Here is a 23,224-nt window from a genome sequence, read left to right as displayed (position 1 = left end):
TCGGTAAAAAATCCCGTAATCCGAGAGTCTCTTTTGTCAAAACAGGTATCCGCCATGACTTTAGCGCTTTCCTATGGCCAGCCGGAGCATGGGCCAGATCACCAGACGACCGGCCCCCTTTCGCTGCAACAAAGAGTTCACAGGGCAATTGCCTGCCACACGGAATTCAGTCTCGATACGATCCTGACCCAGGACAACCGGGTGAAATACACAAACGAAGGCAGTTCGGAGACCGCAACCGGGCCTCTGGACGAGGTGTTTCAGCTGATGCGCCAGCTGAACGAGACCGGCATCGCATCGGACACGCTTGGCCGAATTCATGAAGACGGCAGGTCTTTTCGGGCGGCGCTGGAAGAAAGCTGCGGGCGGATTGCAACCGAGCTTGCAGGTGAGCGGTTGGTGTATGTCGAACTGGGGCCGGAGCCGGTCAAGACCGGGTTCATTCTCAAGACACTGCAGGGCCTGGGCGTCATCATAGATCGTTATATCGCCGTCGACATCAACCCGATGTCGGCTGCGCCGATGCGGGCAGCCCTCGCGGCGATCCTGCCGGACACTCCACTTGAGTTTGTCACCGCGCCTTTCGAGGCCTGCCGCCTGGAAGACATGATCGAAGACGGTGCGCCGCCCGCACTCGTGACAATGCTCGGTTTTCAGGAAGGCAATGACGATCCGGCAGTGGTCAACGGCTGGCTGCGAGACATCACCCGGCCAGGAGACCTGCTGCTGTCCGAAAGCCAGCTCTACACCATCGAACAGACCGACAAGATCTCCGGCTTTTACGCCCACCCGGCCATGCAGCGGTTTTCGCGCATCGCGTTCGAACGCGCGGTGGACCGCAGTTTGCCGACGCTGAATCGTTTCTTTTTGCTGCCTGTCGTGTTTGAGGATGGCCAGAGTGCGCAAGTGGCCATTCTGGCCGAAGAATTCGCGCATTCAATCAGCGGAAGAAACTTGCATGTTTCCAACTTCTGCCTGAAACTCACGCGCGATCAGTATCGCTCGTACCGGCAGGAGGGTGGCCATTTCGAAATATTCGGCGAGAGCTACACGGATGACCAGACACTTCACTTCCAGCTCTCCCGCCGGGTTTGAGATGACCTTGGCACAGACCCGCGGTCTTACTGCCGCGGGCCTGGCCATCGTCGCTGTCACCTACGGACTGGCACGCTATTGTTTTGGCCTGTTCCTGCCGGAAATCCGTCAGGAATTCGCGCTGTCGCCGGAGACGGTCGGCCTGATCGCCGGCCTGTCCTATCTGGGGTATCTGGCGGCGACTTTCGTCGGTTCCTGGCTGTCGACGGTGTTCGAACCGCGCCTGCCGATCCTGCTCGGCGGCCTCGCCGCCACAACAGGCATGGCCATGATCGCCCTGGCACAGACGCCGTTCATACTGGCGCTTGGCGTCTTCGTTGCAGGAGCAAGCCCGGGCCTTTCCTATCCGCCCTTTTCCGATGTCATCGTGCGTCATACGGAACTCAGCCGGCAGAACAGCGTCTATGCCTGGATCAACTCCGGCACCGGTTTCGGCGTTGCCTTTGCCGGGCCGCTGGCTCTCTTCGCCGGTGGTGACTGGCGGCTCGCCTGGCTGGTTTTCGCGGTTATCGCCTTCAGTGTAACCATCTGGAACGCAGCCACCTTGCCCAGGCGCAGCGTGCATCTGGAACATGCCCGGCCCAGGGTGTCCGTCTGGATCCTTATGGATCGGACAGCGCGCGGACTGTTTGTCGCGGCGTTTCTTTTCGGCATCGTCACCGCTGTCTACTGGACCTATGCCGTCGAACTCTTGACCATGCTGACGGGCAATCCACGAGACGCAATCCTGTTCTGGATCGTGTTGGGCATTTCGGGCGTTACCGGCTGCTTCGCCGGTGGTCTTGTCGATCGCTGGGGTTTGCAGGCTGCCTATCGTGTCCTGGCGGTTCTGGTCGGGACCGCAATCGGCACTCTGCCGCTGCTGGTGGAAACAAGGCTCGGGATCTACGTGTCAGCGGCTTGTTTCGGCGTCGGTTTCATCGTGATGACCGCCCTTTTCGGCATGTGGAGCATGAGGCTGTTCCGGCAGGCACCGTCCATCGGGTTCGGCTTTACCTTCTTCCTGATTTCCCTGGGGCAGGGGGTCGGGCCCGTGCTGAGCGGCTTTCTCATTCCGGTTGTCGGCCATTCGGCACTTTTCTTCGCAGCCGGGCTTCTGTGCTGCGGCCTGGCGGGCTTTGCGGCCGGAAGGCAGGCCGAAGGGGTCAGACCATAACAGCGGGTTATGGTGGCCAACGCCCACATAACCGCTATGTGCTGGCCTTTCCCGGAAATTGCAAGCATGTTGGCAGCACGCTATGATTGATGAACAGAATGCGATTGGATCGATGATACTCACCGCCGCCAACACCGCCGGGGCCAAGCTCGACATGGAGCTGTGTCGGGCCCTCTATGAAAAAGACCCCGACCGGCTCCTTGAGCTTGTGTCCGACTGGCTGGAAACCAACGGTTTGCAGCCGAGTGAAGACTTTAAGGTGCCCGCTTATCTGGATGCTGTTCTGACCCGCGCCAACTTCACTGTTGCCAGCGGAAGCAAGTTGCGCGTGCTGGTATCCTGACCGGGCAGACCTCGTCTGTTCCATATTTGTTCTTGCGTCTTTTATCGACATATGCTTCGTTGACCTGCATCTGTAAGTAGAGGTGAATATGGTCAGCCGGATCACGACGGTCGCGTTTCGGGGCATCGAGGCAGTTCCGGTAGACGTGCAGGTGCATGTCGGGCCGGGTATGGTTGCCTTCACCATCGTCGGCCTGCCGGACAAGGCCGTTGCAGAAAGTCGGGAACGAGTTCGCGCGGCGCTTGCCGCTTCAGGCCTGGCCCTGCCGGCCAAACGCGTCACAGTCAATCTCGCCCCTGCCGACCTGCCCAAGGAAGGCTCGCATTACGATCTGCCGATCGCGCTGGGCGTGATGGCCGCCATCGGCGCCATACCGGCTGAATTTCTGGAAAAATACGTTGTTCTGGGCGAGCTTGGTCTCGACGGCACGCTTGCACCTGTTGCTGGTGTCCTGCCGGCCGCCATGGGCGCCAACGGCATCGGCAAGGGCCTCATCTGCCCGGAAGCCAGCGGCGGCGAGGCTGCCTGGGCCGACGCAGACATGGACATTCTCGCACCCCGTTCGCTGATCCAGCTCGCCAATCACTTCAAGGGAACACAGGTGCTCTCCCGGCCGGTGGCCCGGCTGCGCGGCAACGCCGGTGTGCTGCCGGACCTTGCAGAGGTCAAGGGACAGGAAAGCGCCAGACGGGCGCTGGAGATTGCCGCTGCCGGTGGGCACAACCTTCTGATGACCGGTCCTCCCGGCTCAGGCAAATCCATGCTGGCGCAGCGCCTGCCGTCCATCCTGCCCGCCCTGACCCCGCGCGAGCTTCTGGAAGTGTCCATGATCGCCTCGCTCGCGGGCGAGTTGGCCGAAGGCAAATTAACCGATCGACGCCCCTTCCGCGCGCCGCATCACTCCGCTTCCATGGCCGCCCTTGTCGGAGGCGGGATGCGCGCCCGGCCCGGAGAGGTCTCGCTCGCCCATAACGGAGTGTTATTCCTCGACGAGCTTCCCGAGTTCAATCCGCAGGTTCTCGACAGTCTGCGCCAGCCGCTGGAATCGGGCGAAGCTGTAATTGCCCGCGCAAACCACCGGGTCACCTATCCGGCCCGCATCCAGCTTGTGGCGGCCATGAACCCCTGCCGCTGCGGCCATGCGGGCGAGCCGGGCCACCAGTGCCGCCGGGGCGAGCGCTGCGTCATCGACTATCAGGCCCGGGTGTCCGGACCGCTGCTTGACCGGATCGACGTCAGGATCGAGGTTCCGGCCGTTACGGCGGCAGACCTGATCGGCCCTGCGGCCAGCGAACCGTCAGTCGTCGTGGCCGCTCGGGTCGCTGAAGCGCGCAGCATCCAGGCAGAACGCTTCCTGGAACTTGGCCTTGCCTGCCGCACAAATGCCCAGGCACCTGCATCGATTGTCGAAACCATGACACGGCCGGACGACAAGGGGCTCGCTTTCCTGCGCGATGTCGCCGAGCGTCTTGCCCTGAGCGCGCGCGGATATCACCGCGTCCTCAAACTCGCCCGCACGCTGGCCGATCTGGACGGTGCGGATCAGGTTGGCCGCATTCATCTGGCGGAGGCCTTGAGTTACCGCGGCGAAGACATGTCCCGCAAGGCGGCGTGACAGCGTTGACCGTGAGACCGCGAGGGATTGTCTGACGCAATGACAGCAGACGTCATCATCATCGGCGGCGGTGTTGCCGGGCTGAGCGCGGCCTGTTTTCTGTCCGAGTTTGCGCAAGTGACGCTTCTGGAGCGCGAGCCGGCGCTGGCAACGCAGTCTTCAGCCCGCACGGCAGGGCAATTCACGGCCGGCATTTCCGCCAACACAATGCGCGCGCTGGCCGCCGCAAGCCGTGCGTTCTTTCAGGCGCCGCCGCCGGAATTTTGCGAGCAGACGCTTGTCGCGCCCCGCGGCTGCCTGACGGTTGGGCGTGAGGAGCATCGGCCTGTTCTGGACAGGCTGATGGCAAGGCTGCAGGAGGCCGGGTCAGACTGCCGGTTTGTTGACAGACAAGAGGCTTTGGCCCTGTTTCCGGCCCTCCGGCCGGAACGGGTTCATGCGGGCGTTTTCGAAGCAGATGCGATGGATATCGATGCCGATCTGCTGCTGCAATCCTATCGCAAGGCGGCGGCTGCCAATGGCGCTCGCTTCGTCTGCAAGGCGGAGGTCACTTCCATCCGGCGGATTGCCGACACATGGCAGGTGACGGCCGGAGACCGGACGGTGTCGGCGCCCGTTCTGGTCAATGCGGCCGGGGCCTGGGCGGACCGGATTGCGGATCTTGCCGGCGTCCCGGCGCTTGGCCTCAAGGCCTTTCGCCGTTCGGCCTTCACATTTCCGCTTCACCGTCAGGACGCCGGTGTCTGGCCACATGTCACGACAGCCGATTACACCTGGTACGTCCATCCGCAGCCGCACGGCTTCACGGCGTCACCGGCAGAGGCTGATCCAGTTTCTCCGGGAGAGGTTTATGCAGATGATCTTCGCCTTGCAGAGGCGATCCATCATATCGGCATCGGCACCGAGCTGGCCGTGCCGCGTCCATCCGCGAGCTGGGCAGGATTGCGCACGTTTGCGCCTGACCGAAACCCTGTCTGCGGCGGATTTCCCGATCATCCGGGTTATTTTGCCAGCGCAGGCCAGGGGGGATGCGGGGTTTTGACATCCCCGGCGATGGGCAGGGCACTGGCGGCCCTCGTTGCCGGCCGGAACCTGCCGGGTGATCTGTCCGCCTGCGGTATCACACAGGACCAGCTTGCACCTGGACGGTTCCTGCAGGCCTGAGCTTCTTCATTTGACAAAGACTGCAATTTCCAGGAAAAAATTCCTCAAGCCAGTCGGGGTTCGGCAAGCCAGATAACCTGTAATGCCGGAGATCCCCCTTGCGTTTTCTTTCCAGCCTTTGTTTTTGCGCGGCCCTGTTGCCAACCTTGTTGCCCGGCGCCCTGTCCGCTGCCGAGATCACCCATGCCATGGGCACCACCGAGGTGCCGGACACTCCGCAAAAGATTGTCGTTCTCACCAACGAAGGCACCGAGGCAATGCTCATGCTGGGCAAGACGCCTGTTGGGGCTGCGTCATCCTGGTATGGCGATCCCTGGTACCCGCATCTGGGCGACCGGATGGCGGGAGTTGAAGTTGTGGGTACGGAGCTTGCGGTCAATCTGGAACGGCTGGCCATGCTCGAGCCGGATCTGATCCTCGGCAGCAAGAAGCGGCACGAGGAAATCTATCCTCAGCTCTCCGCCATTGCGCCCACGGTGTTCGTTGTGAATGCCACGGATTTCAAGGACAACATGAAGCTCTATGCCAGCTCGGTCGGCATGAAGGCGCAAGGAGAAGCGCTCGTCAGTGACTATGAGGCCGACGTTGCCCGGTTGCGCTCAGCCCTCGGCGAGAATGCCGGGGACACGGTTTCCGTCGTCCGTTTCGTGCCCGGCCAGCTTTACGTTTATCGCCATGACAGTTTCTCCGGTGTTGTGCTGAACGACATTGGTTTCAAGCGGCCCGAGGTACAGGCGCAGGACGGTCTGGCTCTTGCCGTCGGCAAGGAAAGCATCCCGAACATGGAAGCCAACCGGATGTTCTACCTGACATATGACACCGGCAATGGAGAGGGCACGGCCCTGGAGGGGGAGACGCTGAAAGACCCTCTCTGGGCCAATCTGGAGGTCGTCAAGGCGGGAAACGCCCACAAGGTCGATGACGGTGTCTGGGCAACGTCGCAGGGCATTCTTGCAGCCCGCGCAATGCTTCGGGACATCGCCCGGATCTACGGGACGGATGTCGACCTCAGTTCCAACTGAACTCCTTTGAAGCAACAGGGCCCGGATCAAAAGTTTTGACCCGGGCCACCTTGTCATCCCGAGCGTCTGGCACGGAGCAGAAATGATTGTCGGAGCGAAGAAATACAACCCGGTAGCCAAATCAGGTTGTATTTCAAAAGGATGCCGTCACACCACCGTGACGGGCAACGGCCGGAAACCTTCCCTTCCCTGAAAATAAGAGCTAGCCTTACGTAAGGTAATTAAACGCATCGGCGGTTGAAGAGCCGGACCATGCGTTTGACCCACCAACGCGAGAGGGCGGGCTGAATGGCCTCGAGAGAACCGGCACGGCCGGGCATATCGGAAACCGGCGGAGACGCGGGGCTGATCGACAGCATTGCCCGTACCAATGCCGAGGCCATTTCCACGGTTCCCGGTCTGGCCCGCCGCCCACAGCATCCGAAACATCACGGCTGTGTCCGCGCGCGCTTCATTATCGGCGAAGTGCCGGAGGACTTGCGTCACGGTCTCTTCGCCTTGCCGGGCACATATGACGCCCTTGTCCGGTTTTCCAATGGCCGCCAGCTGGATGACCGGAAGCGGGACGCCCACGGCATGGCCATCAAGGTGCTGGGCATCGACAGGGAGTGGCTGTCGGCTGAAAACCCGGACGGCAGGGTGCAGGACTTCATTCTCGTCGACCATGAAACCTTTTTCACCGGTGACCTGGGCGACTATGACGACATCAACACCCTGCTGCTGAAACGCGGTCTTGCCCGCCTGAAGCCCCTGTCCAGGCTTCTGTTCACCGGCTTCTATCTCTTCGGCAGGATCCGGGCCTTTGTCTCTCATCGCCCGGTGTCTCCGCTCGCAAGCCGATACTTCAGCACCACGCCATATCGGCTTGGCGATCGACTGGTGAAATATACCGCGGCGCCAAGGCCGGTGCCGGTGGATCCGCCTGAGGTCTGGTCCGGACGCGATCAACTGGCCGTCGCGCTGAGGGAAACCCTGATCCGTTGCCCGGTCACTTTTGAATTCGGCGTCGATGTGCAGATAGATCCGGCCGCGCAGCCGGTTGATGATCCGTCGATTGCCTGGTCGGGAGCACCTGGCGCGCGTCACGAAAAGCTGGCGACGCTGGAGATCTTTCAGCAGGACGTCGATCAACACGCCCCACTGGCGGAAAACATCGCCTTTTCACCCTGGAACAGCCTGCCGGCGCACGAGCCCGTCGGCGCCATCAACCTTGCCCGGCGACAAGCCTACGAGAGTGCCGCTCGCAAGCGGCATGAAGTCAATGGCGTTGTTCCACCCGTCTTTGCCGGCATTCCGGAAAGCTACAAGATGCAACAACCCTCCGTATCACCCAGAAACGACGGCATGCCGCTTTGGTTGGCGATTGTCGCCGCGCTGCTGCTGATCGCCTGCCTGGTCCTGGAAGGCAAGCGCCTCACCATCAAGCCGGGTCCGCCACAAACCTTTGACAATCCGGTCGCCGAATTCAAATACGGTTCCATCGGCGCCGAATGGGACGGTTTCCCCTATATGGTCTGGCGCGAATTGCCGACAATTTTCAAGGACGAGCTGCCCGAAGGCTGGCACACATTCGGCTTCATCGAGGAACCGGGACAGGAACTTCCGATCGGCTTCAGCATCCGGCGCGTCGGTGTGCGGAGGGTCGGTTTCAATTGCGCCACCTGCCACAGCGTGGAGGTCACCGCCGGCGGCAACACCATGTTGTTGCTGGGTGCACCTGCCGAAAAGCTCGATATCCAGTCCTACATCCTGTTCCTTGGCTACGTTGCCGCAAGCGACAAGCTGACGGCGGATGCGGTGATTGAAAGCGCCGCGCAGGCCGGCAGACCTCTGGGCCCAATCGACCGTCTTCTGGTGCGCACCATTCTTGTACCCGGCATCAAGGACCAGGCCGATGGACTGGCGACCGCTTTCAGCTGGATGAAGGTAAAACCGCAGCATGGCCCCGGGCGCACGGACGCGGGCAACAACTGGCGCGCGCGCTGGGGCTATGGCCCGGAAAAGGACGAGGCGGTCGGAACGGTCGACTTTCCCTCGGTCTGGAACCAGGGCATCCGCGAGGGGGGCTGGTTCCACTGGGACGGCAACAACAATTCGCTGATCGAGCGCAACTATTCCGCCGCCCTTGCCGGCGGCGCCAAGGAATGGCTGCTGCAACGCGGGCTGATCGATGCTCAGGCGGAATGGCTGCGGGACCTGCCGCCGCCCGCCTACCCCTTGCCAGTCAATGCTGACATGGCAGCAGACGGCGCTGCAATTTACGAGAGGGAAGGCTGCGGCACGTGTCATGACCCAGGAGGCGAGAGCTTCGGGCAGGTCACGCCGCTTGCTGACCTTCAGACAGACCCGGCACGATCCGATCTCTTCGACGAAGCCTTCGTCAGCCGTTTCGGCGATGTCGGGAAGGGGTACACCTGGCGGTTCTCGCACTACCGGGCAACGGACGGCTATGCCAACACGCCGCTGGACGCCATCTGGGCACGCGGGCCCTATCTCCACAATGGTTCCGTGCCGACGCTGCGGGCGCTTTTGTCAGCGCCGGAAGAACGTCCGGCGACCTTCTATCGCGGCTGCACGGATTTCGATCCGGTGGACGTCGGCTTTGCCTGCGAAAGTGGCTTCCTGTTCGACACGCAGCTGACCGGCAATGGCAATGGTGGACATCTTTACGGCACCGGTCTTCCGGACGGCGAGAAATCCGCACTGATCGAATATCTCAAATCCAAGCAATATGCGGGGCGGTCATGAGGCTTAGCGCATCCTTCAAGGGAACGTTTCTCGACATCATCTGCCTGCTCGTTGGGACGATCATGGCCTATCGCGGCGTCGAGGAATTCTTCCGCTACGATTTCGATCCGATACACATGGTCCTCGGGTTGGCGCTGGGGGCCGGCGCCTATGCCAACTGGCTTATGTTCCGGCGACTGCGCATCGGCTACTGGATTTTCATCGGCGGCAATGTTGTCGTCGCCATTGTGTTCATCTTCGTGCTGCAGGATGTCTGGCACCACCACGTCTGGCCGCATATCCTCTATGCACTGGTGTTCGTGCCGTTTCTGGATCTGCTCGGCGCCCGCTCCGAGAGAGACGTCCTGCGGGACCCGCCGCTCCACAAGCGGATCCTCGGTTTCATCGGCGGCCAGGCACTGAAACTGGCCGAGGCCTTTCCCGCCCTCGTCCGGCTGGTCAAGCGTTGCGGTCCGCTCAGCCGGGTGATCAACCGTCTTGTCATCAACGGCATCTCGAACGCGCCTCCCGGTCGTCCGCTGCCGCTCTCCCTCTGGACGCCGCATGACCCGGAAACGCATCTGGAAATGGTTGCGGGGCCAAAGGATCCGGAAAAGACCACCAGCACCTTCGCCAGCTGGCCGGGTCTGGTTGACCGCCGCTACACCGGCCGGCACCTGCCACCCGTCGATCAGGAATTTGTCGATGCCCTGCCGGAAGTGCCAAGGGTGGCGGAACTTTACCGGCGCAAGGCGATGGTCGAGAGCGACACCAGCACGCTGTTCTGCTTCTTTGCCCAGTGGTTCACCGACAGTTTCCTGCGCACTCATCCGCTCAACAAACGGCTGAACACCTCGAACCACGAAATCGATCTTTGCCAGATCTATGGTCTTGGCGAGGAAACCACCTCGTTTTTACGGGAAGGCGCTTTTCTGAAGTCCAGGCAGACGCCCGTCGGCGAACTGCCACCGCTGCTTGCGGGCCCGGATCTGGCAGTCAAAGCCGAGTTTGCCGGCATTCACTTCATGCCCATGTGGGCAACGACCTTCCTGGGGGCTGATCCGGAATGGGGCGCGGCGAAAAAGCTTCGGGAACTCCTGGCCGGTATCGGGGATTGGGCCGTCACGCCGGAGCGCTGGAAATGCCACTATGCGGCAGGCCTGGAACGGGCCAATTCCACGATCCTCTACAGCGCGCTCAACACGATCTTCCTGCGCGAGCACAATCGTCTCGCGCGCGAGATCGGCAAACGGAACCCGCACTTCGGTCCGGACCGCGTCTTCGAAACGGCCCGCAACATCAACATCGTCAAGCTGCTCAAGGTCATCATCGAGGACTATATCAACCACCTTGCCAATTCGCCGTTCAAGATCTTCGTGGAGCCTGGCGATGCGGACAAGCGCCTTTGGTACCGCACCAACCGGATCTCGCTGGAATTCGATCTGCTCTACCGCTGGCATGCCATGGTTCCGGATCGGTTCCTGTTCCAGGGCGAGGCACTGGAGAACGAGAATTTCCGCTTCAACAACACGATCATCGAAAAACACGGCGTCGAGACGGTCATTGATGCGGCGGCGAGCCAGCGGGCAGGCAAGCTGACCCTTCACAACACCCCGTTCTTCCTGCAAGGCGCGGAAGAGCGCACGCTGGCGTTTGCCCGCAGGTTCCGGCTCGCCCCCTTCAACGCCTACCGCGCCTCCTGGAAGCTGCGTCCGTACGACAGTTTCCTGGAACTGACCGGAGGCGACGCCGGTCTGGCGGGAGAGCTGGAAGCACTCTATCCCGACTGGAACGGCGTGCGCGGCATCGACCGGGTCGATCTTCCCATCGGACTGCTGGCCGAAGACCAGATGCGGGCGCACCCGCTGCCGCCCCTGCTTCTGGCGATGGTCGGCTCCGACGCCTTCTCCCAGGCACTCACCAACCCGCTTCTGGCAAAGAATATCTTCGGTCCGGAGGTCTTCACCGAGTATGGCATGACGGAAATCGAGGCGACGTCCACCTTCCAGAACATTGTCGATCTCAACGTTGCCGCCAACGCCAGAAGGCCGAATGCGAATTTCACTATCAACAAGGACACGCTTCTGACCTGGCCAGGCTGATATCCCTGGCCGGCTTCCCCGCTGCACAAGCTTTACGAACGCAGAATTGCGCCGGCAAAATTTGCAAAGCCTGCCCGAAAGGCTATCGTGAAGTGCTGTGTCAAGGGAGGATGACATGCGCGACCTTGAACATGTGAGTGAAATCGACCGCGTATTGAAGGGGTACGAGACCGGCAGGGATGGGCTGGTATCGGAAAGCTGGCGGCGCTGTGTCCAGACGTACGGCATGGATCCGGCGCGTCCGGAACCGGCACATATCGTCACCGAGCAGCAACTGCGCGAACATCAGGAGCAGTCAGAGCGGTTGATCGCGACGGCACGTTCCGGCCTGCGCACCCTGTTCAAGCAGGTGGCCGGGCACAACTACGTGCTGCTGCTGGCCGATGCCAAGGGTGTGTGCGTCGACTTCTTCGGCGATCCGCGGTTCGAGGACGATCTCCGGCAGGCGGGCCTTTATCTCGGGTCCGACTGGTCCGAGGATCTTGCGGGAACCTGCGGTGTCGGCTCCTGCATCGTGACGGGGGAAGCCGTCACGATCCACCAGAGCGATCACTTCGGACTGTCGCATACACCGCTGTCCTGTACGGCGGCCCCCATCTACGACACCTGCGGCAAGCTGGCGGCGGTTCTGGATATTTCCCTCCTGCGCTCCCCAAGCCCGAAATCGAGCCAGAACCTCGCGATGAACCTGGTGAAGGCTTCCACCCGCCGGGTCGAGATGGCCAACCTGATGGCGACCACGCGCAAGGAATGGGTCTTGCGCTTCTCGACATCGCCGGAGTTTCTGGAAGTCGATCCGGAAGCCGCCATCGCCCTGGACGACAGCGGACGGATAACGGGAATGACGCACGGCGCGCTCGCGTGTCTGGCCCCGACCGGCTCCACAGACCTCATAGGAAGCCGGATCGACATGTACCTGGACCTCGATGTCGACGATCTGCCGTCACTGATGCGAGGCCGCCCGGCGGAAGATCGGGTTCTGCGCCGGCGCGACGGTGGTGGGTTATACGGTCATGCCATCGCTCCGCAAGCCGCTCACATGGCACGTAGTCCCGTTTCCGGGACCTTGCCCACGCCGCTGCGCGGCATCTGCGGGCAGGATGCGACGCTGTCGCAGGTGGTGTCGAAAGTTGCCCGGCTTGCACCAACGCAGGTTCCCATCCTGCTGTCTGGCGAAACCGGAACGGGCAAGGAATATCTGGCAAGGGCCATCCATGTTCTGGGTCCTGCCGACCGGTCGTTCCATACGCTCTGCTGTTCCGCCCTGAAACCGGAAAAGGTCGGCGCTTTGTCTGACGCTGCAGCCGGAACGCTGTTCCTGCGCGGGATCGAAGATCTGGACAAGGCGGGCCAGGCTGCCTTGCTTGCCTTGCTGGAACATCGAAGTGACCTTCGCGTGGTGGCCACCACGCGGCAGGATCCGGCAGGTTCCACAAGCATCCGCGCATTGCGGCCGGAACTTTATTTCAGGCTTGCCGGGTCTCTCATCCGGATCCCGCCGCTCCGGCACCGCCAGGATTTCGACTGGCTGGTCGATCGCCTGTTGCGACGCTCTCCGCGGGACCTGCGCCTGTCACCTTCGGCACGCGCCGAACTCAGCGGCCGGCATTGGCCGGGCAACATCCGTGAACTCGCGACCTTGCTGGATGTCGCGACAGCGCTTGCAGAAACCGATGTGATCGACCTTACCGATCTGCCGCAGGCGTCTCTGTCCAGACGCGTCGAAACCGACCCGAAACAGGATCTGGAAGCACTTCTGGACGCCTGTGGCTGGAACATGTCCCAGGTCGCCCGAAGGCTTGGCGTCAATCGGTCGACGGTGCTCCGGCGGATGCGCTCTCTCGGCCTGGAGCCACACCCCAAGCCGCGTGCATGACTATCTGTTGCGTCCTGTTGCGTGCGCAACAGCAAACGGAGTTTCTGCCCCTTAACGTCATCATTTGACGGGCGTTCCATGGAAAAATGCAGGGGCGCTCTGCATTGTTTCCTCCATAAACAGGGAGGAACTGGAATGCTCGACAAACCATTGGTTCACGAGACCGAGACTTTTCTCAACACTTTCGGCAAGGCGCTGGAAGACGGCAAGATCGATGCTGCAACGGACATGTTCCTGGACGATTGCTACTGGCGGGACCTGATTGCCTTTACCTGGAACATCAAGACCGTCGAGGGCAAGGATCAGGTCCGCGACATGCTGGAAAAGCAACTGGCCTCCACGGGGCCGAGCAACTGGCGCATCGCGGAAGGTGAAATACCGACGAAAGAGGGCGATGTCGTCACGGCTTGGATTCAGTTCGATACCGAACGGGCCCGCTGCTTCGGCCTGATCCGGCTGAAGGGCGGCAAGATCTGGACCCTGCTGACAACCATGGCCGAGCTGAAGGGCCATGAGGAGCCGAAGGGCTTTAACCGGCCGCTGGGGGCCAAGCACGGCGCCAGCAAGCACCGCACCAGCTGGAAGGAGGAGCGCGAGCGTGAACTGGCGGACCTCGGTTACAAGACCCAGCCCTATTGCCTGATCATCGGTGGCGGCCAGGGCGGCATCGCGCTCGGCGCGCGCCTGAGGCAGCTCGGTGTGCCCACAATCATCGTGGAAAAGAATGACCGGCCCGGCGATAGCTGGCGCAACCGCTACAAGTCCCTCTGCCTGCACGATCCCGTCTGGTACGACCACCTGCCCTACATCAAGTTTCCGGAAAACTGGCCCATCTTCAGCCCCAAGGACAAGATTGGCGACTGGCTGGAAATGTACACCAAGGTCATGGAACTGAACTACTGGACCCGGACCGTTGCCAAATCCGCAACTTACGACGAAGCAAAGAAGGAATGGACAGTCGTCGTGGATCGTGACGGCGAGGAAGTGGTTCTGAAACCGAAACAGCTGGTCATGGCAACCGGCATGTCGGGCAAGGCAAACGTTCCGAAATTTCCCGGCATGGACACCTTCAAGGGCGACCAGCATCATTCGTCCAGACATCCGGGGCCGGATCAGTATCGCGGCAAGAAGGCGGTCGTGGTCGGCTCCAACAATTCGGCGCACGATATCTGCGCGGCGCTTTGGGAAAATGATGTCGATGTGACCATGGTGCAGCGATCCTCCACCCATATCGTGCGCTCCGACACCCTGATGGACGTAGGCCTCGGCGCGCTTTACTCGGAAGAGGCGGTCCGGTCCGGTGTGACGACGGAAAAGGCGGACCTGATCTTCGCCTCACTGCCCTACCGGATCCTGCACGAGTTCCAGATCCCTGCCTATGCGGAGATGAAGAAGCGGGACGCGGACTTCTACGAAGGGCTGGAGAAAGCCGGGTTCTGGCTGGATTGGGGCGACGACGAAAGCGGCCTTTTCCTGAAATACCTGCGCAGGGGCTCCGGCTACTACATTGATATCGGCGCCAGCCAGCTGATCATCGACGGCGAGATCAAGCTGAAGCGTGGCCAGGTCACCGAGATCGTGGAAGACGGTGTCATCCTGGACGATGGCACGAAGCTGGAAGCGGACGTGATCGTCTATGCCACCGGCTACGGTTCCATGAACGGCTGGGTTGCCGACCTGATGGGCCAGGACATGGCCGACAGGGTTGGCAAGGTCTGGGGCCTTGGTTCCGACACCACCAAGGACCCGGGTCCCTGGGAAGGCGAACAGAGGAACATGTGGAAACCGACCCAGCAGGAAGCGCTCTGGTTCCATGGTGGCAACCTGCACCAGTCGCGCCATTACTCCCAGTATCTGGCGCTACAGCTGAAAGCGCGGATGGAAGGACTGCCGACCCCGGTCTACGGCCTGCAGCAGGTCCATCACCTGTCCTGACCGGAAACGTGGACAGGACCTGACCAAATGGAAGAGCCGGGAGAAATGTCCCCCGGCTCTTTCCTTTTTCACGACATCCTCACCATCGTCATCCCGGACGTAGCGCAGCGAAGATCCGGGATCGGGGAACCACCAACGGGTCGCTGCAACAGGTTAGCGTTCATATCGAGGCGTTCGTGCCTCCCCGATCCCGGCTCGCGCTTCGCTTGGCCGGGATGACGTTGGTGAGGTTGGTGCCACAATAACTTGGAAAGCGTTCCAGCGCTTCCTTTGCATGGAGAGCCCTGGAACAGCGCCCTCCCGGCCCCACCGAAGGCGTGAAACTTTCCCGCCCCGAGACGCAGCGGTCTCTGCGCGTAGCAGAGCTTCGGCAACGCCGCAAAAGAACAACGTCAAAATCACTTTTACCGCACCGGTTTGGCGCCTATTGTGCGAAAAAACCACAGCAATTTCCGTCAGGATACGGTCCATGAGCAGGTTCTGGAGCCCCATAGTCAGCAAGCTGGTGCCCTATACGCCGGGTGAACAGCCAAAGGACCGCAGCTTCATCAAGCTGAACACGAACGAGCATCCCTATGGCCCGTCGCCCATCGCGCTCGGGGCAATCCGCGCAGCTACCGAAGACAGCCTGAGGCTTTATCCCGATCCGGCAGCCGGTGCGTTGCGGGCAACGATCGGGGCAAGCTTCGGTCTGGGTGTGGATCACGTTTTTGCAGGCAACGGCTCGGACGAAATCCTGGCCCATGCCTTTCACGGCTTTTTCAGTGGCAAGGACAAGCTGCTGTTCCCCGATATCACCTACAGCTTCTACAAGACCTATTGCGAGCTTTACGGCATTTCGCACCGTTCTGTGCCACTCGATGATGATTTCCGGATCGATCCGGCCAGCCTTGGTGGGCCGTGTGGTGGCATCGTGCTTGCCAATCCGAACGCCCCGACCGGCATTGCGCTTGATCTTGCCGCGGTGCGAAGCGTTCTTGAGCAAAACCCGGATGTGGTGGTGCTGGTAGACGAAGCCTATGTCGATTTCGGCGCGGAGAGCGCCGCTCGTCTGGTTCCCGAGTTCGACAATCTTCTGGTGGTACAGACCTTTTCCAAGTCGCGCGGCCTGGCGGGCCTGCGTGTCGGATTTGCTCTTGGTCAGCCGCACCTGATCGAGGGGCTGCAGCGGATCAAGGATAGTTTTAATTCCTACACGCTCGACCGCTTGGCACTCGCGGGAGCCGAAGCCTCCTGGCAGGATACCACATGGTTCGAGGAGACCCGGCGCCTCGTGATCACGGAACGGCAGCGGATGGCGGAAGGCCTGCGCTCTCTCGGGTTCAACGTGCTGCCGTCGGCAGCCAATTTCCTGTTCGTCTCGCATGAAACAAGGGCAGCACGGGAGCTTCTGACAAGCCTCAGGGATGAGGGCATTCTGGTGCGCCACTTCAACAAGGACCGCATCGACAACTGGCTGCGCATTTCCATTGGAACGGAAGAGGAAGGCGAGGCCTTGCTGAAGGCGATGGCAGGACTTGTCGCTGGCTAACCTCTTCCATTCTCGCCGTTTCTTGCAAAACCACGAGGACGAACCCATGTCTCGAACATCGGTTCAAAAGGGAGACAATGCATGCTGGTCACCACCACCAACACCATTCAGGGCAAGGATCTGGACTACAAGGGCCTGGTGACGGGCGAGGCGATCCTTGGCGCAAATATTTTCAAGGATTTCTTTGCCGGCATCCGTGACATTGTCGGCGGCCGCTCCGGTGCGTACGAGGAAGAGCTTGGCAAGGCGCGCAAGATCGCCATCGACGAAATGTGCCAGCAGGCCCAGGCGATGGGCGCCAATGCGGTGATCGGCGTCGATCTTGATTACGAAACCGTAGGCCAGAACGGCTCCATGCTGATGGTCAGCGCCACAGGGACAGCGGTCTTCATCCGCTGATCCTGCCATGTCATCCGACATTTTCATTTCGCCCGGCTTCCCGGAAGACCAGCGGCCAATTGCCGCCAGCCTGTTCTGGCAGGCCTTTTCCGGCAAGCTCGGCAAGGTGTTGGCCCCGGAAGAAAAAGCACTTCGACTTGTCGAGCGCATCCTCAACCCGGATTTTGCCATCAGCGCTCTCGACCGGGAGGGACGGCTGCTAGGCCTTGCCGGTTACAAGACCCGGGATGGGGCGCTTGCCGGCGGCAGCCTCGCCGACATGACGGCGGTTTACGGCACGTTCGGCGGCCTCTGGCGCGGGCTTCTTCTGGAAGTTCTGGAGCGCAAGATCGAGCCGGACTGCCTGCTGATGGACGGCATCTTTGTGGCCGAAAGCGCCCGCGGCCGCGGCATCGGCAGCACCTTGCTGAAAGCCATTGGCGAAGAAGCACGCCAGCGCTCGCTCACCCGTGTGCGGCTGGATGTGATCGACACGAACCCAAGGGCAAAAGCTCTTTACGAGCGCTCGGGGTTCAAGGCCGTGGGGGAAGAAAAGACCGGGTTTCTCGAGCTTCTGTTCGGTTTTTCCTCCGCGACACGTATGGAAAAGCAGGTTTAGGGAGTTCAGCCAGGTTCAGAGCCAGTAGTTTTTTTGGTTGCCTCAACCCCGCCCTTTCCCCTCTTCCGCAATGATGCTCTAGTTGGCCGGTCCCCAACAGGAGCCTTTGAATGTCCTCACACGGTTATGAAAGCGGGCGGTTGAACCTGCCCTTTGTCGGTATCTGCACCTTCGGCAAGTTTCCCTATCAGCCGGATTGGGACGCCATCGATGCGGATGTTGCCGTCATGGGGGCTCCGTTCGACTTCGGCACCCAGTGGCGTTCGGGCGCGCGCATGGGGCCGCGCGCGATCCGGGAGGCCTCGACGCTGTTTTCCTTCGGCCATGCGGGCGCTTATGATTTCGAGGACGACATCACCTACCTGCCGGCGGAAACGACCCGCATTGTCGATCTGGGTGATGCCGATATCGTGCACACGGACACGATTGAAAGCCACAGACGCATCGAATTCGGCGTACGCAAGATCCTTAAGGCCGGTGCCTTGCCGGTGGTGCTGGGCGGCGACCATTCGGTCAACATTCCCTGCATCAACGCCTTTGATGGCGAAGACCCGATCCACGTCGTCCAGATCGATGCGCATCTGGATTTCGTCGACGAACGACACGGCGTGCGCTATGGCCACGGCAATCCCATGCGCCGCGCGGCGGAAAAACCCTATGTCACCGGGCTGACGCAGATCGGTATCCGCAACGTGTCCTCCACCTCGCGAGATGGCTACGAGGACGCCCGCAGGATGGGCTCCGACATCCTGTCCGTGCGTCACGCCCGCAAGCTCGGCACCGAGGCGCTTCTGGCGCGGATACCGGCCGGCAAGCGCTACTACTTGACGCTCGATATCGATGCCTTCGATCCATCGATCGCACCGGGCACGGGCACGCCGAGCCACGGCGGATTTCTCTATTATGAAGTGCTGGAGCTGCTCGACGGTCTGGCAAGGCAAGGCGACATCGTCGGCATCGATCTGGTGGAGGTTGCGCCGGACTATGACCCGACCGGTTCCACAAGCACCCTTGCGGCTCAGGTTCTCATGAACACCATCGGCAGGGTTCTGCATCACCGCCAGACATGAAAAACCCCGCCGACCGGAGCGAACCGGCCGACGGGGTGAAATTTCGCGACTGGATGCTCAGAGGCCGTCGAACAGTGCGGTGGAAAGATACCGTTCTGCGAAGGACGGAATGATCACCACGATGTTCTTGCCTTCCATGCCTTCGCGCTGACCGACGCGGATGGCGGCGGTGAGCGCGGCGCCGGAAGAAATGCCCACCGGCAGGCCTTCGGTCTTTGCCACTTCCCGGGCCATGGCGAAGGCGTCTTCGTTGGCGACGGTCTGGACTTCATCGTAGACGGAGGTGTCGAGCACGCCCGGCACGAAACCGGCACCAATGCCCTGGATCTTGTGCGGACCGGGCTGGCCGCCGGAAAGCACGGGGCTGTCGGCCGGTTCGACGGCAACGACGTGAAGGCCCGGCTTGCGTTCCTTCAGCACCTGGGAAACGCCGGTGATGGTGCCGCCGGTGCCGATGCCGGAGACGAAGACGTCAACGCCGCCGTCGGTATCGTTCCAGATCTCTTCCGCGGTGGTGTTGCGGTGGATTTCAGGGTTGGCGGCGTTTTCGAACTGCTGCGGCATCACCGCACCGTCGATTTCGCTGATCAGCTCCTCGGCACGGGCGATTGCGCCCTTCATGCCTTTTGGCCCTTCGGTCAATTCCAGCTCGGCGCCCAGGATCTTGAACATCTTGCGGCGTTCCACCGACATGGTCTCCGGCATTACCAGGATAAGCCGGTAGCCCTTGGCGGCAGCGACAAATGCCAGCGCGATGCCTGTGTTGCCGGAAGTCGGCTCGACGAGCGTGGTCTTGCCCGGAACGATCTGGCCGGCCTGCTCCATCGCCTCGATCATCGCAACGCCGATCCGGTCCTTGACGCTGGAAATCGGGTTGAAGAACTCAAGCTTCGCCAGGAGGTTGCCCTTGACACCGTGCGCCTTGGCCAGCCGGTCCAGCCGGACGATCGGTGTATCGCCGATGGTCTCGGTGATGGAGGAATAGATTTTTCCGCGACCACTGGTCTTGATCGTCATGGCAGGTCTCCCAAGTTGGCCGGATCTTCTTCCGCCGGCATCGTTCGACTATCGGAGCGATAAGATAGTACGGGTTTCGGCAAGTTATAAGGGGCCGAAAGCACCTTTGCGATCCTGCGGGTAAAACCTTTTTCCAGAAAAGCTTCAGGTCTTGGAAAAGAGCAGGTCCGGCAGATCCGCCATTGCCTCGAACAGGACGGCCCCGGCGCCCTGCATGGCCTCGCGGTCGCAAGTGGGATCCTCGACAAAGGCATAGACGCGCATGCCCGCTGCCCGGGCTGCCAGAACGCCGGGCAGGCTGTCCTCGATAACCGTACAGTTTTCCGGGGTGTGGCCCATGGTGCGTGCTGCCAGCAGGAACACATCCGGCGCGGGCTTGCCGCGCTCGCAGTCCTGTGCGGAAAACAGCCGGCCTTCCAGCCGGGGCAGCAGACCGGAACTGCCGAGCGTTGTGCGCATCTTTTCATATTTGCCGGAAGACCCGACGCAATAGGCGACGTCGCGCCGGTCGAGTTCGTCCAGCACGCCGGCGACGCCTTCGATCGCCGGAACACCCGCCTTGAAGCTCTCCAGATCGCGCAGCCGCACCTGGTCCGGCCAGTCGGCAGGCAGTAGCTGACCTGTCAGCTCTTCGATCATGGACTGCACGTCTTCCAGTGTCCGTCCCATGAACCTGCGCTGACAGTCCGGCCCGGTCATCGGAACGCCAAGCTCGCTTATGATGGCGGCCATGTTGGCGTTGGCCATGCGTTCCGTATCGACCAGAACGCCGTCGCAATCGAATATGATCAGCTCGGACATCACGCGCGGCCAGTCGAACCGAAACCGCCGGAACCGCGCTCGGTCTCCGAGAGAACCTCGACTTCGACAATGTCCGCCTGCAGAACAGGCGCAATCACCATCTGGGCGATCCGGTCACCCCGTGAAATCTCGAAGGGGTCGTCACCGAGATTGATCAGGATCACCTTCACCTCGCCGCGGTAGTCGGCATCAATGGTGCCCGGCGTGTTCAAGACGGTGACGCCATGTTTGGCGGCAAGACCGGACCGGGGACGAACCTGAGCCTCGAAGCCGGCGGGCAGAGCCATGGCAAGACCAGTTGGCACCAGGGCACGGGCACCAGGTGCAAGGGTTATCGTGCCGTCAACGGCTGCCAGAAGGTCAAGTCCGGCAGCCAGAATCGACTGGTAGGCGGGCAGTGGCAGATCGCGACCGTGCTCCAGTCGCTTCAGTTCCAGGGTAACAGTCATTGAAAGTGTCCGGCAGTGAGTGTTGCTGGCGAGTGACGATATTCGCCGGTCCGTGTCAAGGCTGGCGGACATTCACGAAACTTCGCATAAAAATCAGATATCTACTTGAAGTCGTAATCTTCACCTGAAACACTCTGACGCATCGTAACGTGCCAGCGATTGGGAGATTGGCAACATGAGACGATTGATTTTTGCATTTACCACCGGGTTGATGCTGGTCGCTGCACCGGCTGCCTTCGCCCAGACCGTCGGCTATGCCGAAGCCATCAAGATCCTGGCCGCCAGCTGTGGCAAGGACATCGAATCCTATTGCAAGTCCGCGACGCTGGCCAACAACGGTATCACCCAGTGTCTTGAACAGAACCAGTCCAAGGTTTCGGAAAAGTGTAACGCCGACCGCCTGGTCGTGACTTCGCTCATTCAGGCGCGACTGGCGGCCCAGGCCGAAGCGCCCAAACTGTGTCAGCGCGATGCCGCGCAATATTGCAAGGGCGTCAAGGCCGGTGCGGGCCATCTTCTGCGCTGCCTGCTGAAGGCCCAGCCTTCCGTCAGCGAAAAATGCAACACGGCCATTGACCTGGCCGGCTACCGCTAACTCGGCACCGGGAGATTTTTCATGAACAAGATGCTTCTGGCCGGTTTGTCGGCCGCCTTTCTCGCTGTGTCCGCTTCGGGCCTTGCCGCCCAGACCAAGCTGAGCCGCAACGAGATCATCAACTCCCTGCAGGGGGCCCAGCAGAAGGTCGACCTCACGGCCGACGAACTGCAGAAGGCAGCGCTGGAAAATATCCAGAAATATCCGGGTGCGAACGCTCCCAACACCTTGCCGCTTGCCGACAAGCTGGCCTCTCTGCGTCAGTTCAACGTCGAAATCACGTTCGATTTCGACAGCGCCCGCATTCGCCCGGAATCCTATGAAACCGTTGGCCTGATCGCGGATGCCCTGCACACGCCTTATCTGCAGGGGCAGACTTTCTTCATCGTCGGTCACACGGATGCAAAGGGTGCACGCGAATATAATCTGGAACTTTCGCTGAAACGGGCGCAGGCCGTGCGTGAAGCACTGGTGACCACGTTCCGCGTACCGGGCGAATATCTCTTCGCTGTGGGCCTGGGTGAGGAACAGCTGCGTGATCCGGCCAATCCGGATGCCGCCGTCAACCGGCGCGTTCAGCTGATCAACCTGGGTTACAGGTAACGGCCGCTCGGGCGGGTTTGGGCCAGGCGTTCTGAAGCCCGCCTGATACCGGCAAACAAGGACACATACCGCTCCCGTAAGCGGAAGCGGTATGACTGAACAGTGGAAATCGAAGGCCGGGATTGTTCACATGTGTCGAACGAGCCTTCTTCCCTTTCTGGTCTAATCCTTCCGGCCGAATAGCTTATCTTCACGGGAAGAAACAATTCTCCCGAGGAGTGGTCCCATGACGGCTACACCAAACCGTATTTCGCCCGTCTTTTTTGCTCACGGTGCGCCAACACTGGCACTTGAAGACACCGCTGCCAGCCGGTTCCTGAAGAATTTTGCCGCAAGCCAGCCACGCCCCAAGGCAATCCTGATCCTGTCCGCGCATTGGGAAACAGACGGTTTGAAACTGTCGGCACCGGGACCGCTGCGGACCTATCATGACTTCCGCGGTTTCCCGCGCCCGCTCTACGAGATCTCCTATCCCGCAAAGGCCGATGTGGATCACGTCGACGAAGCGGCACGCCTTTTGGAAGCTGCCGGACACGATGTGGAACTCGACAGTCACTGGGGGCTTGATCACGGGGCCTGGGTGCCGCTGTCGCTTGCCTATCCGGATGCCGACATTCCGGTCGTGGCGATGTCTCTGCCGCACGGCAGCACGCCTGCATCCGTCTATGCTCTTGGCCAGGCACTGGCACCGCTCAAGGACAAGGGTGTGTTGCTGGCAGGGTCCGGCAGCACCACGCACAACCTGCGTGAATTCGGGCCGCAAGGCTCGCCAACACCTGTGTGGGCGTCTGATTTCGACCGCTGGCTGGACGATGGCCTCAAGTCCGGATCGATCGGATATTTCGACGATATCCAGAGCGCTCCGAACTTTCGCCGCAACCACCCGACGGACGAGCACCTTCTGCCGCTGTTCTTCGCCTTTGGCGCAGGCGGAACGGATGCAAAGGCCCAGCTTCTCCATAGAAGCTACGAGTACGGCTCCATCAGCATGAGCTACTTCCGCTTCGCAGCCTGACCAGCCCCATCGACCGCCCCTGCTCCGGCAGGGGCGCAGGCCTGCAGAACGGTTTCGGTGAAACAAGGCAAAAAAGCTGCCGGGCAGAAGCACCAGCCCTTCATCGCGTAC

Annotated in this window: 20 protein-coding genes; 17 read left to right on the top strand and 3 right to left on the bottom strand. The window is 61.2% G+C overall.

The genetic code is table 11. The features are described 5' to 3' along the window. Window positions 1–54: 54 nt before the first annotated feature. The 14 genes from FIV05_RS05585 (at window position 55) to speB (ending at window position 18,633) form a co-directional block, all read left to right on the top strand. Window positions 55–1,095: a hypothetical protein gene (locus tag FIV05_RS05585; RefSeq protein ID WP_055660346.1), complete on the top strand. Its 1,041-nt coding sequence runs from the start codon at window positions 55–57 to the stop codon at window positions 1,093–1,095. Continuing rightward, window positions 1,055–2,251, top strand: a complete 1,197-nt coding sequence (locus FIV05_RS05580) for an MFS transporter (RefSeq protein ID WP_082809624.1) — start codon at window positions 1,055–1,057, stop codon at window positions 2,249–2,251. The genes FIV05_RS05585 and FIV05_RS05580 overlap by 41 nt, the downstream gene beginning before the upstream one ends. Window positions 2,252–2,333: 82 nt before the next feature. Further along, window positions 2,334–2,594, top strand: coding sequence for a hypothetical protein (locus FIV05_RS05575; RefSeq protein ID WP_023002373.1), 261 nt, complete (start codon window positions 2,334–2,336; stop codon window positions 2,592–2,594). An 88-nt stretch (window positions 2,595–2,682) separates the two neighbouring features. Next, entirely contained in the window at window positions 2,683–4,209 is a 1,527-nt protein-coding gene (locus FIV05_RS05570; RefSeq protein WP_152508945.1) for a YifB family Mg chelatase-like AAA ATPase, read from the top strand. A 39-nt stretch (window positions 4,210–4,248) separates the two neighbouring features. Beyond that, a complete protein-coding gene (locus FIV05_RS05565; protein ID WP_152508944.1) occupies window positions 4,249–5,373 on the top strand; it encodes an FAD-binding oxidoreductase in 1,125 nt (374 codons plus the stop codon). Between the two features lie 98 nt (window positions 5,374–5,471). After that, window positions 5,472–6,395, top strand: a complete 924-nt coding sequence (locus tag FIV05_RS05560; protein WP_286202267.1) for an iron-siderophore ABC transporter substrate-binding protein — start codon at window positions 5,472–5,474, stop codon at window positions 6,393–6,395. 288 nt (window positions 6,396–6,683) lie between these two features. After that, on the top strand, window positions 6,684–9,143 hold the full coding sequence (locus FIV05_RS05555; protein ID WP_152508943.1) for a hypothetical protein: 2,460 nt from the start codon (window positions 6,684–6,686) through the stop codon (window positions 9,141–9,143). Further along, the gene (locus FIV05_RS05550) at window positions 9,140–11,224 is read left to right on the top strand and encodes a peroxidase family protein (RefSeq protein ID WP_152508942.1); all 2,085 of its coding nucleotides are present in this window, start codon (window positions 9,140–9,142) and stop codon (window positions 11,222–11,224) included. Before FIV05_RS05555 ends, FIV05_RS05550 begins: the two co-directional genes overlap by 4 nt. 115 nt (window positions 11,225–11,339) lie before the next feature. After that, on the top strand, window positions 11,340–13,100 hold the full coding sequence (locus FIV05_RS05545; protein WP_152508941.1) for a sigma-54-dependent Fis family transcriptional regulator: 1,761 nt from the start codon (window positions 11,340–11,342) through the stop codon (window positions 13,098–13,100). A gap of 135 nt (window positions 13,101–13,235) precedes the next feature. Further along, a complete protein-coding gene (locus tag FIV05_RS05540) occupies window positions 13,236–15,035 on the top strand; it encodes an NAD(P)/FAD-dependent oxidoreductase (RefSeq protein WP_023002351.1) in 1,800 nt (599 codons plus the stop codon). 469 nt (window positions 15,036–15,504) lie between these two features. Next, the gene (gene hisC / locus FIV05_RS05535; RefSeq protein ID WP_152508940.1) at window positions 15,505–16,566 is read left to right on the top strand and encodes a histidinol-phosphate transaminase; all 1,062 of its coding nucleotides are present in this window, start codon (window positions 15,505–15,507) and stop codon (window positions 16,564–16,566) included. Between the two features lie 81 nt (window positions 16,567–16,647). Beyond that, the gene (locus FIV05_RS05530) at window positions 16,648–16,965 is read left to right on the top strand and encodes a heavy metal-binding domain-containing protein (RefSeq protein ID WP_023002348.1); all 318 of its coding nucleotides are present in this window, start codon (window positions 16,648–16,650) and stop codon (window positions 16,963–16,965) included. Between the two features lie 7 nt (window positions 16,966–16,972). Continuing rightward, a complete protein-coding gene (locus FIV05_RS05525; protein ID WP_152508939.1) occupies window positions 16,973–17,563 on the top strand; it encodes a GNAT family N-acetyltransferase in 591 nt (196 codons plus the stop codon). Between the two features lie 110 nt (window positions 17,564–17,673). Then, entirely contained in the window at window positions 17,674–18,633 is a 960-nt protein-coding gene (gene speB / locus FIV05_RS05520) for an agmatinase (protein ID WP_152508938.1), read from the top strand. Between the two features lie 57 nt (window positions 18,634–18,690). On the opposite strand, the gene cysK is transcribed toward speB, so the two are convergent. The 3 genes from cysK to dut all read right to left on the bottom strand — a co-directional run bounded on the left by cysK (window position 18,691) and on the right by dut (window position 20,900). Next, entirely contained in the window at window positions 18,691–19,650 is a 960-nt protein-coding gene (gene cysK, locus FIV05_RS05515) for a cysteine synthase A (protein WP_062485814.1), read from the bottom strand. 144 nt (window positions 19,651–19,794) lie between these two features. Continuing rightward, window positions 19,795–20,451: an HAD family hydrolase gene (locus FIV05_RS05510; protein ID WP_209009864.1), complete on the bottom strand. Its 657-nt coding sequence runs from the start codon at window positions 20,449–20,451 to the stop codon at window positions 19,795–19,797. Continuing rightward, on the bottom strand, window positions 20,451–20,900 hold the full coding sequence (dut, locus tag FIV05_RS05505) for a dUTP diphosphatase (protein ID WP_152508936.1): 450 nt from the start codon (window positions 20,898–20,900) through the stop codon (window positions 20,451–20,453). Before dut ends, FIV05_RS05510 begins: the two co-directional genes overlap by 1 nt. Before the next feature lie 175 nt (window positions 20,901–21,075). Between dut and FIV05_RS05500 the strand changes: the two genes are divergently transcribed. The 3 genes from FIV05_RS05500 to FIV05_RS05490 all read left to right on the top strand — a co-directional run bounded on the left by FIV05_RS05500 (window position 21,076) and on the right by FIV05_RS05490 (window position 23,113). Next, on the top strand, window positions 21,076–21,495 hold the full coding sequence (locus tag FIV05_RS05500; RefSeq protein ID WP_209009863.1) for a hypothetical protein: 420 nt from the start codon (window positions 21,076–21,078) through the stop codon (window positions 21,493–21,495). Between the two features lie 21 nt (window positions 21,496–21,516). After that, entirely contained in the window at window positions 21,517–22,098 is a 582-nt protein-coding gene (locus tag FIV05_RS05495; protein WP_152508935.1) for an OmpA family protein, read from the top strand. A gap of 226 nt (window positions 22,099–22,324) precedes the next feature. Then, window positions 22,325–23,113 (top strand): class III extradiol ring-cleavage dioxygenase, encoded by a 789-nt coding sequence (locus FIV05_RS05490; RefSeq protein WP_152508934.1) that lies wholly within the window; start codon window positions 22,325–22,327, stop codon window positions 23,111–23,113. Window positions 23,114–23,224 lie beyond the last annotated feature (111 nt).

It is taken from the genome of Labrenzia sp. THAF191a (assembly GCF_009363335.1).
Taxonomy (GTDB): domain Bacteria; phylum Pseudomonadota; class Alphaproteobacteria; order Rhizobiales; family Stappiaceae; genus Roseibium; species Roseibium algicola.
This window is presented reverse-complemented; position numbering and strand designations above follow the sequence as displayed.